Origin of the sequence: Pseudohongiella nitratireducens, assembly GCF_001642735.1 — a bacterium.
Taxonomy (GTDB): Bacteria; Pseudomonadota; Gammaproteobacteria; order Pseudomonadales; family Pseudohongiellaceae; genus Pseudohongiella; species Pseudohongiella nitratireducens.
Genome location: NZ_LWHM01000016.1, coordinates 1 through 16,987, shown reverse-complemented (window position 1 = coordinate 16,987; position 16,987 = coordinate 1). Strand labels below are relative to the sequence as shown.

General features: G+C 51.6%; 15 protein-coding genes and 1 pseudogene. 7 read left to right on the top strand and 9 right to left on the bottom strand.

Annotation, left to right across the window (positions count from 1 at the left end; translation table 11 throughout):
- Positions 1-3: 3 nt before the first annotated feature.
- Positions 4-429: pseudogene (locus PSCS_RS15525) on the bottom strand (outer membrane protein assembly factor BamE); the annotation flags it as partial.
- A gap of 150 nt (positions 430-579) precedes the next feature.
- Between PSCS_RS15525 and fur the strand changes: the two are divergent.
- On the top strand, positions 580-1,002 hold the full coding sequence (gene fur / locus PSCS_RS05440; protein WP_068810784.1) for a ferric iron uptake transcriptional regulator: 423 nt from the start codon (positions 580-582) through the stop codon (positions 1,000-1,002).
- A gap of 30 nt (positions 1,003-1,032) precedes the next feature.
- Here fur and recN read toward each other — a convergent pair whose 3' ends face one another.
- Positions 1,033-2,727: a DNA repair protein RecN gene (recN, locus tag PSCS_RS05435; protein WP_068810783.1), complete on the bottom strand. Its 1,695-nt coding sequence runs from the start codon at positions 2,725-2,727 to the stop codon at positions 1,033-1,035.
- 177 nt (positions 2,728-2,904) lie between these two features.
- Here recN and grpE point away from each other — a divergent pair, with 177 nt between their 5' ends.
- The 3 genes from grpE to dnaJ all read left to right on the top strand — a co-directional run bounded on the left by grpE (position 2,905) and on the right by dnaJ (position 6,768).
- Positions 2,905-3,579, top strand: a complete 675-nt coding sequence (gene grpE / locus PSCS_RS05430) for a nucleotide exchange factor GrpE (protein ID WP_068810782.1) — start codon at positions 2,905-2,907, stop codon at positions 3,577-3,579.
- 115 nt (positions 3,580-3,694) lie between these two features.
- Positions 3,695-5,626, top strand: coding sequence for a molecular chaperone DnaK (gene dnaK / locus PSCS_RS05425; RefSeq protein WP_068810781.1), 1,932 nt, complete (start codon positions 3,695-3,697; stop codon positions 5,624-5,626).
- A gap of 20 nt (positions 5,627-5,646) precedes the next feature.
- Positions 5,647-6,768, top strand: a complete 1,122-nt coding sequence (dnaJ, locus tag PSCS_RS05420; protein WP_068810780.1) for a molecular chaperone DnaJ — start codon at positions 5,647-5,649, stop codon at positions 6,766-6,768.
- Between the two features lie 102 nt (positions 6,769-6,870).
- On the opposite strand, the gene PSCS_RS05415 is transcribed toward dnaJ, so the two are convergent.
- From PSCS_RS05415 to hemJ, 5 genes are read right to left on the bottom strand one after another with little or no spacing between them, the layout of a single operon-like run.
- Positions 6,871-7,866, bottom strand: a complete 996-nt coding sequence (locus tag PSCS_RS05415) for an adenosine kinase (protein WP_068810779.1) — start codon at positions 7,864-7,866, stop codon at positions 6,871-6,873.
- Positions 7,867-7,891: 25 nt separating this feature from the next.
- The gene (hemL, locus tag PSCS_RS05410) at positions 7,892-9,199 is read right to left on the bottom strand and encodes a glutamate-1-semialdehyde 2,1-aminomutase (RefSeq protein ID WP_068810778.1); all 1,308 of its coding nucleotides are present in this window, start codon (positions 9,197-9,199) and stop codon (positions 7,892-7,894) included.
- 12 nt (positions 9,200-9,211) lie between these two features.
- Positions 9,212-9,919: a thiamine phosphate synthase gene (gene thiE / locus PSCS_RS05405; protein WP_068810777.1), complete on the bottom strand. Its 708-nt coding sequence runs from the start codon at positions 9,917-9,919 to the stop codon at positions 9,212-9,214.
- Between the two features lie 53 nt (positions 9,920-9,972).
- The gene (gene thiD, locus PSCS_RS05400; RefSeq protein ID WP_068810776.1) at positions 9,973-10,746 is read right to left on the bottom strand and encodes a bifunctional hydroxymethylpyrimidine kinase/phosphomethylpyrimidine kinase; all 774 of its coding nucleotides are present in this window, start codon (positions 10,744-10,746) and stop codon (positions 9,973-9,975) included.
- The gene (gene hemJ / locus PSCS_RS05395; protein ID WP_068810775.1) at positions 10,746-11,168 is read right to left on the bottom strand and encodes a protoporphyrinogen oxidase HemJ; all 423 of its coding nucleotides are present in this window, start codon (positions 11,166-11,168) and stop codon (positions 10,746-10,748) included. The genes thiD and hemJ overlap by 1 nt, the downstream gene beginning before the upstream one ends.
- Before the next feature lie 213 nt (positions 11,169-11,381).
- Between hemJ and argC the strand changes: the two genes are divergently transcribed.
- Both argC and erpA read left to right on the top strand, forming a co-directional pair.
- Positions 11,382-12,419, top strand: coding sequence for an N-acetyl-gamma-glutamyl-phosphate reductase (argC, locus tag PSCS_RS05390; RefSeq protein ID WP_068810774.1), 1,038 nt, complete (start codon positions 11,382-11,384; stop codon positions 12,417-12,419).
- Between the two features lie 16 nt (positions 12,420-12,435).
- The gene (gene erpA / locus PSCS_RS05385; RefSeq protein WP_068810773.1) at positions 12,436-12,789 is read left to right on the top strand and encodes an iron-sulfur cluster insertion protein ErpA; all 354 of its coding nucleotides are present in this window, start codon (positions 12,436-12,438) and stop codon (positions 12,787-12,789) included.
- A gap of 47 nt (positions 12,790-12,836) precedes the next feature.
- Here erpA and PSCS_RS05380 read toward each other — a convergent pair whose 3' ends face one another.
- Positions 12,837-14,000, bottom strand: a complete 1,164-nt coding sequence (locus tag PSCS_RS05380) for an anhydro-N-acetylmuramic acid kinase (RefSeq protein ID WP_068810772.1) — start codon at positions 13,998-14,000, stop codon at positions 12,837-12,839.
- On the bottom strand, positions 13,997-15,391 hold the full coding sequence (locus PSCS_RS05375) for a peptidoglycan DD-metalloendopeptidase family protein (protein WP_068810771.1): 1,395 nt from the start codon (positions 15,389-15,391) through the stop codon (positions 13,997-13,999). Before PSCS_RS05375 ends, PSCS_RS05380 begins: the two co-directional genes overlap by 4 nt.
- 224 nt (positions 15,392-15,615) lie before the next feature.
- Here PSCS_RS05375 and tyrS point away from each other — a divergent pair, with 224 nt between their 5' ends.
- Entirely contained in the window at positions 15,616-16,905 is a 1,290-nt protein-coding gene (gene tyrS, locus PSCS_RS05370; RefSeq protein ID WP_068810770.1) for a tyrosine--tRNA ligase, read from the top strand.
- Positions 16,906-16,987 lie beyond the last annotated feature (82 nt).

The window sequence follows — 16,987 nt, the reverse complement described above, 5'->3', positions numbered from 1 at the left end:
ACTGGCGTCAGTATCAGAGGCTTCTGCGGTATCCTGGCTAACGCTGTACCATGCCGCACCTTCAGCCGGCTCGAAATCACCTTCAAAGCGTGTCAGGGCGTCGTTTTCGAAATGCAGGCTGATACGTTCCTGGCCACGTTCTTCGCCGCCTGGCTGGTAGTTGAAGACATAGTCCCAGCGATCCTGGTTATATGGGTCACGTACCAGCGGAGTCCCCATGACATAAATGACCTGGCGACGGGTCATGCCTGGCTCAAGCTGGTCTATCATCTCCTGGGTGATGATGTTGCCCTGCGCAATTGGTATCTTGTAAACGCCGGGAAAGTTGGGTACAGGTATGGAGGAGCAGGCGCCAAGCGTTAGCGCGAGTAAACATGCCGCCGCGCAAGAAAGAATACGCGGAGCGCCTTGTTTGCCTAGTAAATTCATCATAGTTGAGCTTCAGTTGCTTTCATCATGTGACATTAGTGTGCATAATACCCTAGCCGGATACATGGGTAAAACAGCTTACCTGTTTTACCATGAAGTTATCAGCCTATCCATTCAATTGAACCATCTAACAACGATCAGAGAAGGATTATGTCTTCGGAGAATCAGGAACTAAGAAAAGCCGGCCTGAAGGTCACACTGCCTCGGGTGAAAATTCTGCAATTGCTGGAAAATTCTGAGACCCGGCATCTCAGCGCCGAAGATGTGTACAAAGCGCTGATTGACCAGGGTGAAGAAGTAGGGTTGGCAACAGTCTATCGGGTACTGACCCAGTTTGAGTCTGCGGGCCTGGTAATGCGCCACCGTTTTGAAGGCGGTCATTCGGTCTTTGAACTCCACACAGTGGAGCACCACGACCATATCGTCTGCAACAAATGTGGCAAAGTGGAAGAGTTTTTTGATGAAATCATCGAAGAACGTCAGGACAAAATTGCTGCTGAATACGGCTTTGAAATTACCGATCACTCGCTGTATCTCTATGGTATCTGCGGAGATTGCCAGAAAGCCAGCTAGTGACCGCGGTACGCCCAGGTTAAGGTTATCTTAACCTGATTGCTCCAGCGTGACCTCTCTGGCATGAGCCAGAGATTCTTCGCTGGGGTTCCCTTGATTATCTGTTTCCCCGCCCAGCATTCGTGCAACCTCCTCCAGTCTTTCCTGCTTGCAGAGGGTGTTCACTTGCGACAAGGTTTGTCCGGCACTGGTGTTCTTGCTGACATGTAAGTGCTGGTGTGCCTGACCGGCGACCAGCGCCTGGTGGGTAACACACAGAATCTGACTCCGCTCACCCAGTTGTCGTAGCAGCTTGCCCACGGTTCGAGCCACTGCTCCGCCTATACCGACATCCACCTCGTCAAACACCAGGGTTGGCGTTTGCGTGGTTTTGGCTGTAATGACCTGAATAGCCAGACTGATTCTCGATAATTCGCCGCCCGAAGCTATTTTGCTAAGTGGTTTTGCCGCCTGACCGGTGTTGGTGGCAATGTAGTATTCCGCTTGCTCAAGCCCCAGTCCGCTGGCCCGCTCCGCATCAATGTCAGTAAATACAATGCTCAGCCTGGCATCGGGCATGGCTAGTTCAGCCAACTGAGCGTTAATGTCCCTGGACAATGACTTAGCAGCCTTGCGGCGCTGTTTACTGATGCCGGCAGCCCGTTTTTGCCACTCTTCTTTCAGCTTCTCCAGCTCTTGTTGCATGCTGGTCAGGGACTGGTCCAGTTCAACGCCCTGAGCCAGCTCTGCTTCCAGCTCTGTTTGCAGGTGTGGCAGGTCACTGGTGCCGACTTTGTGTTTACGAGCCAGTTTCTGAATGTCGGCAAGACGTTGATTGATCATATCCAGCCGTTCCGGATCGACTTCGATTTTGTCCAGATGCTGCCTGAGTTCGCTGCTGGCTTCCTCAACGTTGATTAAGGCGGTGGCAAGCAGCTCCTGGCTGGAGGACAGCCCGGTTTCATTGATGCTCTGGATCTGCTGGTTAGCCAGTTGCAGCATCTGGCAAAGATTCCCTTCTTCGCTCTCCTGGCACAGGTTGATCAACCCGCTTAGGGTGCGTATGCGGTCTTCGGCGCTATCAAGTTGCTCTAGTTCCGTTTCCAGTTTTACCACTTCGCCGGTTTCAAGTTCCAGGTTCTGCAGTTCTTCCAACTGGTAGCTGACCAGTTCTAGCTGTGCCTGTTTCTCTTTTTGCTGCTGCTGGCGCTCATCCAGATCTCGCTGAATTTGCCGGATTTGATCACTCAACGTCTGTAGTGAGGCGCTATCGCTGGTTAGACCGGCATAACCGTCGAGCAGCCGTAGTTGGGTCGCTCTTTGCAGTAGAGAGTGGTGCTCATGCTGGCTATGAATGTCCATCAGCAGCTTTCCGAACGCAGACAGTGCTTGCAGGGTCATCTGGCTACCGTTGATCCAGGCGCGGGAGCGGCCATCAGCGCTGACTGTGCGCCGGATGAGGCAGGGGGCGGCAACATCGTTCTCTTCCAGCAATTCCTGTGAAATGAGCCAGTTAATGGCCTGAGGCAGGCGGCTGATGTCAAATTCAGCGCTGATGTCGGCTTTGCTGGCGCCACTTCTGACCACGTCACGGTCAGCCCGGTCTCCGAGGATCAGGCCCATGGCACCTAGAATAATGGATTTACCTGCTCCGGTTTCACCGGTAAGCACCGTCAAACCAGGCTGAAATTCAATGTCCAGAGATTCAGCGATTGCTATATTCTTTATCGTCAGGTGTCTGAGCATGTTGTTCTCACCAGCCTATCCAGTCGATCTAGCCTGTCTGCAATGTCCGTTTGCCGTTCTGAAGAAGAGCGGTTGGGGTGTTGTGAAAAATACTGAAATTAACACTTGAATCATAGCATGCCGTCCCCATATTCAGCACACAGTGGCAAGAAACATCGGTTTGAAGGTAATTGGACTATGAGCGAAGAATCGACAAAGCGACCTGAAGCAGAAGAGCAAAATACAGAAAGCCCCTCTTTTGAAGAGGTTAGCGAAGATCAACAAGAAGCTGAGACAGCAGCAGGCAACGCCAATGCTGGTGATGATAGCCCGGAAACTGGTGAGTCTGCCGGTGAGGCTGAGTTGGACATGGCGGGCAAATTGGCTGCAACTGAGGCCGAATTGGCAGAGAAGCAGAATGAAGTCCTGCGATTGCATGCGGAAGTCCAGAATATCAGGCGCCGTGCTGAGCAGGATGTGGAAAAGGCACACAAGTACGGCCAGGAGAAATTGATTTCTGAGTTGTTGCCGGTCATTGACAACCTTGAGCGCGCCTTGCAGGCAGCGACGGGCAATGATGAGCAGGTGGTGGCACTGCGGGAAGGGGTTGAGCTGACATTGAAGAGCTTCCTTGACTGCCTGAAAAAATCCAACGTAGAGGCGCTTGATCCAACGGGTGAGCCCTTTGATCCGCAATTCCACCAGGCAATGAGTCTGGTCGAGAGCGATACCGCTGAGCCTAACTCTGTGGTTGCTGTGATGCAGAAAGGCTACTCGCTCAACGGCAGGGTGCTTCGTCCTGCGATGGTGATGGTGTCAAAAGGGCCTGCGGATGGCCCGGCACAAGGTAATAACGTGAATACCAGTGCCTGAATTCATCGCCAGCCTTGAATTTACGAAAAACGAACTTATATAGAAGACAAGATTGAATATTTTATCGCCGGCTGGCATTTGACTTTGCCGGTGCCGGATAAACGGAGAGGATATTATGGGTAAAATTATTGGTATTGACCTGGGTACGACCAACTCCTGTGTCGCAATCATGGAAGGTGGTAAGGCCAAGGTAATTGAAAATGCTGAGGGTGATCGCACAACCCCCTCCATTATTGCCTACACGAAAGACGGCGAAACCCTGGTTGGTCAGCCGGCAAAACGCCAGGCAGTGACTAACCCGGAAAACACCCTGTTTGCGATCAAGCGATTGATCGGTCGTCAGTTTCAGGACGAAGTGGTTCAGAAAGACATCAAAATGGTGCCTTACAAAATCACAAAGGCCGATAATGGTGATGCCTGGGTGCAAGTGAACGGTGAGGACATGTCTCCTCCCCAGATCTCTGCTCAGGTTCTGAAGAAAATGAAGAAAACGGCAGAAGAGTACCTGGGTGAAGAAGTCACCGAGGCAGTCGTAACTGTGCCGGCATATTTTAATGATTCCCAGCGTCAGGCGACTAAAGACGCAGGTCGTATTGCTGGCCTGGAAGTGAAACGTATCATCAATGAGCCGACGGCAGCCGCCCTGGCTTATGGTATGGACAAGAAGTCAGGTGACAGCACGATTGCTGTGTTTGACCTGGGTGGTGGTACTTTCGATATCTCGATCATCGAAATCGCTGAGACCGATGGTGAGCACACCTTCGAGGTGCTGAGCACCAACGGTGACACATTCCTGGGTGGTGAAGACTTCGACCTGCGTCTGATTGACTACCTGGCTGACGAGTTCCACAAAGAAAGCGGCATGGATCTGAAGAGCGATCCGCTGGCACTGCAGCGTTTGAAAGAAGCCGCAGAGAAAGCCAAGATTGAACTGTCTTCCGCCCAGCAAACAGAAGTTAACCTGCCTTATATCACGGCAGATGCGTCTGGTCCGAAGCATTTGGTGCAAAAGCTGACACGCGCCAAATTTGAATCCCTGGTGGAAGATCTGGTTGATCGGACGCTGGAGCCTGTTCGTGTTGCCCTGCAGGATGCTGGCCTGGATACAGGCAAGATTAACGACGTTATTCTTGTCGGTGGTCAGACACGTATGCCATTGGTACAGAAGAAAGTCGCGGAGTTCTTTGGCAAAGAGTCGCGTCGTGATGTAAACCCTGACGAAGCCGTTGCTCTGGGTGCATCCATTCAGGCTGCGGTACTGGCCGGTGATGTTAACGACGTGCTGTTGCTGGACGTTACGCCGCTGTCTCTGGGTATTGAAACGTTAGGTGGTGTGACCAGCGTGTTGATCGACAAGAACACAACCATCCCCACCAAGAAAACACAGGTATTCTCTACTGCGGACGACAATCAGACCGCTGTGACCATTCACGTGGTACAGGGTGAGCGTAAGCAGGCGGGTCAGAACAAGTCGCTTGGCCGCTTTGACCTGGCTGATATCCCGCCAGCGCCGCGCGGCATGCCTCAGATTGAAGTTGCCTTTGACCTGGATGCCAACGGTATTTTGAATGTGTCTGCGAAGGACAAGGCGACTGGCAAGGAGCAGTCCATTGTCATCAAGGCATCAAGCGGTCTGTCGGATGAAGAAATTGATCGTATGGTGAAGGATGCTGAAGCCCACGCTGCGGACGACAAAAAGTTTGAGCAACTGGTAACCGCTCGCAACACTGCAGATGGCCTCATCCATGCGACACGCAAGACGTTGACCGATGCGGCTGACAAAGTGGAAGCTGATGAGAAAGAGAAGATCGAATCAGCGATCACTGAACTGGAAGAAGCGCTGAAAGCTGGTGACCTTGAGCAAATCGAAGCGAAGACCAAAGAGCTGACTGAAGCGTCCTCTGGTCTGGCTCAGAAAATGTATGCTGAGCAAGGTGGTGCCGGTGATGCTGCGGGTGCCGCAGATGATGCAGCAGCAGGCAGCGAGTCTGGTGGTGCTGATGATGCCGTAGACGCTGAGTTCGAAGAAGTGAAGGATGACAAATAATACAGACTGGCTGACTTAACATGTCAAAACGAGACTACTATGAAGTGCTCGGTGTAAGTCGTGACGCGTCGGAAGCTGACATCAAGAAAGCTTACCGGCGCGTTGCCATGAAACACCACCCGGATCGTAACCCGGGAGACAAAGCATCAGAAGACCGCTTTAAAGAAGCCAATGAGGCTTTCGAGGTACTTTCTGATGCAAACAAAAAAGCTCGTTACGACCAATACGGTCATGCGGGAATGGAAGGTCAGGCAGGTGGCCATGGCGCTGGCGACTTTGGTGACATCTTTGGCGATATCTTTGGTGATATCTTCGGTGGTGGTGGCCGGGGTGGTCGCAGTGGCGTGCGGAAAGGCGCTGACTTACGCTACAACCTGGAACTTGATCTGGAGGAAGCCGTACGAGGCACCACCGTCAAGATTCGTATACCGACGACTGTTTCTTGTGAAACCTGTGATGGCAGTGGGGCCAAGAAGGGCTCTGCCCCGATCACTTGTTCCACCTGTAATGGTATGGGGCAGGTAAGGATGCAACAGGGCTTTTTCTCTGTGCAGCAAGCCTGTCCGCGCTGTCACGGTAGCGGTAAGCAGATTAAAGATCCTTGTGGCAGTTGTCATGGCCGTGGCCAGGTTGAGGAGCAGAAGACTCTCTCAGTCAAAGTGCCTGCCGGCGTTGATGATGGCGATCGTATCCGCCTGACCGGCGAAGGACAGGCAGGTAGCCAGGGTGGACCAGCCGGCGATTTGTATGTTCAGGTTCACATTCGCCCTCACAAACTGTTTGTCAGAGATGGGCGTGACCTGCATTGCGAAATTCCGATTAGCTTTGTCGATGCGGCTCTTGGTGGTGAATTGGAAGTGCCAACACTGGATGGCCGTGTCAAGCTGAAGATTCCGGCGGAGACACAAACCGGCAAACTGTTCCGTTTGCGTGGTAAAGGCGTGACGTCAGTTCGCGGTGGCGGCCCAGGTGACCTGCTGTGTCGTGTGGCACTGGAAACGCCAGTGAAATTGACCAAACGTCAGAAAGAGCTGCTGCAGGAATTTCAGACCATCGGCGACAATGAAGGCAATAAACAGTCACCGAAGAAGAGCAGCTGGTTCGACGGTGTCAAAAAATTCGTCGACGACCTGCGAGCCTGATTTACTCCAAAGGTAGCAGAGCCTCACAGATCAAATTAAAGCTTTGTTAAAAAATACCCCCGCAACCTTCAAGTTGCGGGGGTATTTTTTATAGCAAGAAAATTATGAAAACTGTTGCAGTAATGATGTGTGTTCATCAGGCGTCAATCTCGGACCAAATGACGTGACGACAGTAGCGGACGCAAAACTGGCCAGTCTTCCGGATTGTTCAAAGCCCATGCCTTGAGTCAGTCCGTAAAGAAAGGCGCCGGCGAACATATCACCCGCACCGTTGGTATCGACGGCCGTGACTTTGTTGCCAGGGATCTGAATATAAGACTGGCCGTCAAACAGCAGGGCGCCTTTTGCGCCTCGGGTGACGACAAATTGCGTGGCGCTTTTTTTCAGTATTTCGCAAGCTGCGGAGAAGTCGTCCGTTTCAGCCCAGATACAAGCTTCCTGCTCGTTGCAGAACAAAAGGTCAACACCGCCATCCATGACTTCTTTTACGCCGTCTTTGAAGTACTCCACCATGGCTGGGTCTGAAAACGTGAATGCTACTGGAATGCCGGCGTCTCTTGCTGCCTGTTTAAGGGTCAGTACGGCTTGGCGCGCTGAATCGGAACTGACCAGATAACCTTCCATGTACACGTATTTTGCAGTGGTAGCGATATCCAGATCCAGGTCGGCGACCGATACATCAGAAGACACACCCAGGTGAGTCAACATGGTGCGCTCAGCATCAGGTGTTACCATGACCAGACACTGACCGGTATTGCCGTTTGGCTTGCTGTCGGTCTGGTTGGTGCGGATGTTGTGGTCACCCAGCTCGGACAGGTAGTAATCACCCGTCTCATCCCCAGCGACGCGACAGGCATAGAAAGCATGACCACCAAACTGGCTGATGGCATAAAGTGTATTTGCGGCCGAGCCGCCACCAGCTTTCTTTTTCACCGGGTAGTTAGCTGAAAGCATACTCAGAATATTTTTCTGCTGCTCTTCCTCAATCAACGTCATGAAGCCTTTCTGAATGCCCGCTTCCTCAAAAAAACTGTCATCCACTTCAAACTCAGTATCGACCAGTGCATTGCCAATTCCGTATACATCAATCTGGCTCATTGTTGCTGTTCCTTGTTAATGAGTGTTACAGCGCCGCAAATGCTTTGTGGGCCGCCGCGATAGTTAATTCTATTTCGTTGTCTCCGTGCGCGGCTGATACAAAGCCTGCTTCAAATGCTGACGGGGCCAGGTTCACCTGGTTTTGCAGCATAAGATGGAAGTACTGTTTGAAACGTTCAGCGTCGCAGGACATGACCTGATCAAACCGGTGTATGTCTTTTTGCTCGGTAAAGAAGCAGCCAAACATGCCTCCAACCTGGTTGGTGGTAAAGGGGATGCCGGCTTTGTCAGCCGCTGCCTGTAAGCCGCGGGTCAACTGTTCAGTTCGCTCGGTCAGGGATTCGTAAAAGCCGGGTTTCTGTATGGCATCCAACATGGCCTGGCCCGCGGCAACCCCCAGAGGGCTGCCTGCCAGGGTGCCTGCCTGGTAAACGGAGCCCAGCGGGGCGATGCAGTCCATGATTTCTGCTTTACCGCCAAATGCGCCGATTGGAAGGCCCCCGCCAATTACCTTGCCAAGTGTGGTCAGGTCCGGAGTAATGCCATAAATTGATTGCGCGCCGCCTAATGCGGTTCGGAACCCGGTCATGACTTCGTCAAAAATCAAGACGCTTCCGGACTGTGTGCAGACTTCACGAAGAGTGGCCAGGAACTCGGGGCGTGGTGGGACGAGGTTCATATTGCCTGCAACCGGTTCAACGATGGCGCAAGCGATCTCATCACCGTGTTTTTGAAACAGGGCTTTTAAGGCGTCGGTGTCATTGTAGGGTAAGACAAAGGTCTGGTCGGTGTATGATTTCGGAACACCTGAGGAATCTGGTTCACCTAATGTCAGTGCGCCAGAGCCTGCTTTGACCAGCAACCCGTCCACATGACCATGGTAACAACCTTCGAACTTGAGGACTTTGTCACGTTTGGTATAGCCTCTTGCTACCCGGATTGCACTCATGGTTGCTTCAGTACCTGAGGTAACCAGCCTCACTTTTTCTATGGAGGGCACCAGTTTGCAGATGGTTTCTGCTATGACCACTTCACCTTCAGTGGATGCACCGTAACCGAGGCCATTTTTCAGTTGTGCTTCCAGGGCAGCAATGACGCCAGGATCTCTATGCCCGAGGATCAATGGCCCCCATGCGCCGATGTAATCAATGTACCGGTTCCCGTCTTCGTCAGTAATCCATGCGCCTTCGCCATGGTTGAAGAATAATGGCGTACCACCAACACCGCGGAACGCGCGTACTGGAGAATTGACGCCGCCGGGGATAACCTTTTGGGCGCGTTCAAACAGGTTGGCGGACTGGTTAGTGCGATATGCAGCTTGTTCTTGCGTCATGTTCTCTCCGTTTCAATCACGTGAAGTCGTATGTAGCGTTGTATCTTTGGGTTCGTTTGCCTGCCCGAACAGGTCATGCAGGGCAGAGGCGTGCTGGCGAATGTTTTTCTGCCCGAATACCCCGTGTATGACTGCCAGCATGTCTGCGCCGGCGCTGATCAATTGCCGGCCATTGTTCTCTGTGATCCCGCCAATAGCGACAATGGGCAGGGAGGTTTGCTGGCGAATCTGTTTCAGTATTGCAATACTGGCAGCAGGTGCTTCCGGTTTGGTCTGTGACGGGAAAAAGCGGCCCAAGGCGACATAGTCTGCGCCTGCTCTCTCTGCCGTTGAAACCATTGTCTCGCTATCATGGCAGGTCACGCCAATAATGGCTTCGCTGCCAAGTCTGTGCCGGGCATCTGCCAGTTTGCCGTCTTGCTGACCAAGGTGAACGCCATCGGCTCCGCTTTTCAGGCAAAGCTGCACATCATCATTAACGAGAAAGATAACATTGTGCTGGTGGCAGAGTTTGCGCAAGGCTGTTGCTTCCTCCTGCTGTCTGGCGACAGTTGCCGTCTTGTTACGATACTGAATGACTTTGGCGCCACCAGCAATTGCCAGTGCGACACCACTGAGTAATGTTTCACCAGGCAGTAACTTGGGGTCGGTTATTGCGTAAAGACCATGCAATGCTGCACTGTAGGCTGCATGCACGTTTTGACTGTCGTTTGAATTCATTGCCTGATCAGTGGTGAAAAGGGCTATAGTAACAAACCCGGCTGAGTGTTGCGTTAGCGGTTAGGCACTAACTGACCCTGGCCAATTCGGTAAGCGCCGGATAAAGCCTGTTGTGTGTATTGCTGGCCACGAAAACAGGCCTCTTCAATATGGTAGCCAAGACCAACATAGGCAGCGATGGCAGACGCCAAGGTGCAGCCACTGCCATGAAATATGCCGGGCAGGCGGGGCCATTGCCACTGTGTCAGTAAACCGTTGCTGGTATAAAGCGTATTCGTCACCAGTTCGTCGCTGTCATCCCCCCGAGTTACCAGGATTTGCTTGCAGCCTCGCTCAGCCAGTTGCTTTGCCGCGCTTTCGTCATCTGTGCTCGGTGCTAGCCGATGCAACTCTTTGATGTTGGGTGTCAAGATGGTGCATAGCGATAAAAGGCGTTGGCAATAGGCGTCAACCAGGTCGTCACCACTGAAATTATAACCGCCACTGGCACCCAGTACGGGGTCTGCTATCACGGGTATGGAGGGGTGTTCAGCCAGAAACTCGGCTATGACCCCAATGGTATCAATGTGGTCGATCAGCCCCAACTTAATGGCTGCAGGTTGGCAGTCATCCATGATGGTAGCCAGTTGCGCCTTGAGAATTTCTGCATTAACCGGGTGGCAGGATTTGACGTTGCGGGTATCCTGGTCGGTCAGTGATGTGATGATCGGCAGGCTGTGACACTTGAGCCGCTGAATGGCCGTGATGTCGGCCTGAATGCCAGCTCCGCCACTTGGGTCAAGCCCGCTGATGCAAAGAATCGCTGGTGGTGCGGTTTTATCAATCATCAGAATGGTTTCACAACAGCCAGGATGACAATGGCGATCAGCGCGAATACAGGAAGCTCATTAAAAACCCGGAAATACACATGGCCATGCGTGTTGCGGCCCTCCTTGAGCTTTTTCATGTGGACGCCACAGACAATGTGATACACAACAACCAGTGCGACCAGCAATAATTTGGCATGCAGCCAACCCATTGGCAGGTAATAATCAGGGGCTGTGGCAATAAGCCAGGCACCAAAGATGATGGTCGCAATGGCAGAAGGCGTCATGATGCCGCGGTATAGCTTACGCTCCATAATCACAAAACGATCCTTGCTGATCTGGTCTTCGCTCATGGCATGGTAGACAAAGAGGCGTGGTAAATAAAATATGCCAGCAAACCAGCAAATAACAGAAATCAGGTGAAAGGCTAGAATCCAGCTCATATCAGGCTCGCATCCATCAGTATTTATCAGTATTTGGTATTGCGATGATTATCATCGTTGGTATGACGTGTATTATGCCGTTGTGAATTCCACAGGTACAGCAAGGTTGTCGGCGTTGGTGCTTGAAAAATGCTAAAATAGCCGCATTATTGATGATGAATGACATCATAGATTTGAAATCCAGGCCAGGAGCCTAAGTTTAGGAGAAAGTGAGTGATTAAGGCAGGAATTATCGGGGCTACCGGGTATACAGGGGTTGAGCTGATGAGATTGCTGGCGCCACGCAAGGATGTCAGCATCGAGGTTGTTACTTCCCGTGAACTTTCAGGGACGCCTGTTGCAGACGTATTTCCAAACTTGCGTGGTTACCTGGATGTTGTTTTTACTGAGCCTGATACGGAGACGTTGGCGGCATGTGATGTGGTCTTTTATGCCACCCCTCATACGGTTGCTATGAATACGGCGTCTGAATTACTGGCACGTGGTGTGCGGGTGATAGATTTGTCAGCTGATTTTCGCTTGCAGGACCAGGCGGTTTGGGAAGCGTGGTACAAGACAGCCCATACCTGCCCGGAATTGATTGATCAAGCTGTATACGGTCTGCCGGAAGTGAATCACGAAAGTATCACTGATGCCAAGCTGATCGCGGTGCCGGGTTGTTATCCGACAGCGGTGCAGCTTGGTTATTTGCCTTTGCTTGAGGCAGGGTTAATTGATACCAGCAGCTTGATAGCCGACTGTAAGTCCGGTGTTAGTGGAGCTGGTCGCAAGGCAGCTGTGGGGAGTCTGCTGTGTGAATCCAGCGAATCCATGAAGGCTTATGCTGTGGCTGGGCATAGGCACCTGCCGGAAATTCGGCAGGGTTTAACGAAATTTAGCGGTAAGGATGTTGGATTGACTTTTATCCCGCATTTGACACCGATGATTCGAGGCATTCATGCTACGCTGTACGCAAGCCCGATTGCAGAGGTGAGTCAGGAGCAGTTGCAGGCTCTGTTTGAGTCGCGCTATGCCGATTCACCTTTTGTCGACGTCTTGCCGGCGGGAAGTGAACCGGCAACGCGGAATGTGCGTGGCTCGAACCGGTGCCAGATAGCAGTCCACTATTTGCCTGAAAGCCAGAAAATTGTGGTTCTGTCAGTCATTGATAACCTGGTAAAAGGTGCTTCTGGCCAGGCCGTGCAGAATATGAATCTGATGTTCGGCCTGACTGAGACGGCAGGCCTTGATGTGGTAGCGTTACTACCATAAGGAAGTATCTATAATTATGTCAGCAGTTCAGACCCACGATCCGGTTATTATCGATTTAAGCGATAATGCCGCTGAAAAAGTTAAAACCCTGATTGAAGAGGAGGGTAAGCCTGCTCTGAAATTGCGTGTCTATGTGACGGGCGGCGGCTGCTCTGGTTTTCAATATGGTTTTCGATTCGACGAGTCTGTCTCCGATGAGGACACTGTCATAGATCGCCATGGTGCCACATTGCTGGTGGATCCGCTGAGCTATCAGTATCTGGTAGGCGCTAAAGTTGATTACGTGGAAAACCTGGAAGGTGCTCGCTTCGTTGTTAACAATCCGATGGCCACCACAACCTGCGGCTGTGGTGCTTCGTTTTCGATCTGATGTCCGGAGGGCTGTAGTGCTCAGCGTTTAGTTTGAGGGCTACAGCTTTACGCTGTATAAATGCCACCCAGTATGATATTTCCTTGAGCACCAGTCAGCCTCTGGTTGTTAAACCGCCGACCTTTCAGTGTTTCGCTGGCCAGCCAGGCAAAGGTTCCGGCTTCAACCCAGTCAGGGTCAATCCCGAGTACTCGAGTAGAGCAAACTTCCACCTTGGGCAGTAAGGCCGCTAACCGATCCATCAACAGCGGATTGTGTGCACCGCCGCCGCAAACTGCCAGTTGGGGGTATTTTGCCTTCCCCTGGTTTTCTATTTGTGACTCAAAAGCCTGGCAGATGGTCACGGCTGTCAACTCCAGCAATGTACGCTGTATATTGGCCTGGCTTTGTGCTTCTGTCTGACTGATGCTGGTGGAAGCCTGCAATACCTCTTGAATCCATACCAGGTTGAACAGTTCCCTGCCTGTACTTTTTGGTGCAGGTAATTGTAAATAAGGTTCCTGGAGCATGTGCGATAACAGCGATGGAATCACCTCCCCCTGTCTCGCCCAGTCACCATTATGATCGTAAGCACGTTGCTGGCAGTGATTAATCCAGCAGTCCATCAAGACATTGCCGGGCCCGGTATCAAAGCCGCTTGGGCAGTCCTGTTTCTGATCGGCGAGGGTAGTCAGGTTCGCTATCCCGCCGATATTGACGATAGCCGCCTGATTATCTGGGTGGTAAAAACAGTGCTGGTGAAACAATGGTGCAAGTGGAGCACCCTGGCCACCTGCGGCCATATCCCTGCCACGGAAATCTGCAACAGTCGTTATGCCAGTCAGATGTGCAATAGTGTTGGGATCGCCCAGTTGCATGGTAAATGGCGTATCAGAGTCAGGTTCATGCCAGACGGTTTGACCATGGCTGCCAATGGCAGTGATATCAGAGGTTGTCAGGTTGTTTGCTGAGAGCAGGTTGAGGGCTGCTTGCGCAAATGCCCTGCCTACCTGAATGTTGATGGCACCCAGTTGGCTGGGTTTAATTGTCTGGTTCAAGCATAACCTGGCTAACGCTTCGCTTAATTCTTGCGAATACGGTGTTGCCAGGGTGGAAATGATTTCAGGTTGAGCGTCACGGTGTAATTGAATCAGTGCGGCGTCAATGCCGTCCATGCTGGTCCCAGAGATCAAGCCGATAAAGAAAGATCCGGTACCGGCACTGGCTGTCATTGACTTGCCATAGTCAGCAGAGGCTGCCGGGGATTCGCCTGCGCAAACTGTTCGATGATGGGCATCGTACTGGATCTGAATCTTTCCATTTCGGCTTCTTCCAGTGAGACAACCTGCGGAAGCTGGTCGACGACAGTGCGCGGGTTTTTATGCACGCCGTTTATAAGAAACTCATAATGTAAATGAGGGCCTGTTGCTGAGCCGGTTGATCCCACGTAACCGATTATCTGGCCTTGCTGAATACGGCTGCCTTTTTTAACACCGTTGGCATAGGCGTTAAGGTGAGCGTATTTGGTTTCGAACGCGCCATGGTGCTTGATGACAACCAGGTTGCCAAAAGACCCATTGCGGGCGGCCCAGGTTACAGTGCCATCTGCTGTTGCCCGGATGGGTGTTCCGGTTGGCGCTGCATAGTCGGTGCCTTTGTGCGCCCGAATGGTGTTGAGTACTGGGTGGCGACGGTTCGGGTTGAAGTTTGAGCTGATGCGGAAGACATCCAGCGGATTGCGCAAGAAGGCCCTTTGCATGCTTTCACCTGCCGGACTGAAGTAACCAACTTGGCCAGCTTCGTTCTGGTAACGCAGTGCCAGGTATTCGCGTCCCCGGTTAATAAATTGTGCACCAATGATCTCACCGGTACCTACCCGCTCATCATTAAGGTACTTTTCCTCATAAATGAGGCTGAATTGATCGCCTTCACGTGGGTCCAGCAGGAAGTCGATGACGCCGCCGAAAATGTCAGCCATTTCCATAATGACGCCCGCCGGGATTTCTGCCTGATCAGCCGCCAGGAACAGGCTGGCTGCAATTTGACCGTGTTTTTGTACCTGGCGTACTTCGGGTTCAATGACTATTGGTGTCGCTTCATACGTATCATCGAGGCGAGTAAACAAAAAACCTTCCAGTGGCGATGTCATGACTTTTAAAGCGTCTAACTGGCCTGGTTCGGAAATATGGAAGCTCAATTCATTGCCTGGATAAAGGCGGTTGAGAATGTTGGCTTCTTCGGAGCTGTTAACAACGCGATACAGTTCGGTTGCGCTCAGTCCGACCTCTGAAAACATCGCGGATAGCGTATCGCCGGAGCTGACCGTCAGATCGGACCACTGGGGCAGGGTACTGTCAGGGGTTGCGTTTTCGAGGTCTGGTGTGTTGGCGGCGCTGTTAGTGCTTGCTGTGACGGGGTCCAAGGAATCGGGACTGGTATTGATTTGATTGGGAAAATCGGCATTTACCAGGCTATCCGCATCATTTAGGCGGTCACCTCTGGCATTTTGCTCAGGGTAAAGAGCAACGCCTGTCAGTAAAATGCCAAGGGCACTGACGGCGAGTAGGTGTTTGCGAGGGTAGTGTGACGCGATAAAATGGCGAGCTTTGCTGATCAAATCCATGGATGTTCTTATTAAATATCTCGGGTGCTGCAATAGACTTGCTATTACGACATAAATGAAAAAACGGTGTTTTGATACGATATATTATTGCGCCTTGAAATCGCTGGTCAGCGGGACGCACCCAAAGCATCTTAATGCATTTACTGATCAGGTCAAGTTAAATTCAGCGCATTGGTGTAGAATGCGCGATCGTTATAAATCGAAACCAGATGGAACCTTTAGACATGTCAGAATCTAACGTCGATATCATATCGGATCTCGAGTCCAGAGGGCTTATTGCACAAACCACATCAGGAGATGAGTTGCGCGAGCACTTATCCGGTGGCAGCCGTACTCTTTATAGCGGCTTCGATCCGACAGCTGACAGTCTGCATATTGGACACCTGGTTCCGCTTTTAGTTCTTCGCCGGTTTCAACTGGCCGGACATAAACCGATTGCTTTGGTTGGTGGTGCTACCGGTATGATTGGTGACCCCAGTTTTAAAGCTGCTGAGCGACAATTAAACTCAGTCGAGGTGATTGGAGGATGGGTTGACAGGCTGCAGGGGCAGCTGTCGCAATTTCTTGATTTTGACTGTGGTGATACGTCTGCGTCCGTGGTGAATAACCTGGACTGGATCAAGTCGCTTAACGTGATTGATTTTTTGCGAGAGGTTGGCAAGCACTTTTCAGTCAATGCCATGATTCAGAAAGAATCAGTAAAGCAGCGCATCGATCGTGAAGGTTCGGGTATTTCATTTACCGAATTCAGCTACATGATTCTGCAGTCGTACGATTTTGCCGAGCTATATCATCGTCACGAATGTACCTTGCAGGTGGGGGGGAGTGATCAGTGGGGAAACATCACTGGTGGTATCGATCTTTCGCGTCGCCTATATAAGGGACAGACTTTTGGTTTGACTGTTCCCTTGGTGACCAAGGCGGATGGGCAGAAGTTCGGTAAGACGGAAACGGGTACTGTCTGGCTGGATCCTAAAAAGACATCGCCTTATGCGTTTTATCAGTTCTGGCTGAATACGGCTGATGCCGATGTGTATAAATTTCTGCATTACTTCACTTTCCTGGAGCCGTCCGAGATTGCTCGTATTGAAGAAGAGGATAAGGCAGCACAAGGTCGGCCTCAGGCTCAGGGTGTCTTGGCGACAGAAGTGACGAGGCTTGTACATGGCCAGGAAGGGCTCGATGCATCGCAGCGTATTAGTGAGGCGTTGTTCTCAGGAGAGTTAAGTCACCTGACTGAGTCGGATTTTGAGCAGCTTCGCCTGGACGGCTTGCCTGGTACATATATAGAAGAGAGTAAGTCGGGGTTAGTCGATGCGCTCGTCAGTACCGGGCTCGCCAAGTCGAATCGTGTGGCGCGTGAATTCATTTCAAATAACGCTGTCGCTATCAATGGTGAAAAGTGTGATGACCTGGAAGCGCAGCTGACAAGTGAACAGGCGTTATTTGGCAAATATGTACTCCTGAAACGCGGTAAAAAGATGTTCCATCTGTTGACTTTTGCCGGAGTGTGACTCTTTCATAACAAACCCGAAAAAATTTGCAAATTATGCTTGCGGTAATCAGATTCTGTGGCATAATGCGCGCCCTTGAGAC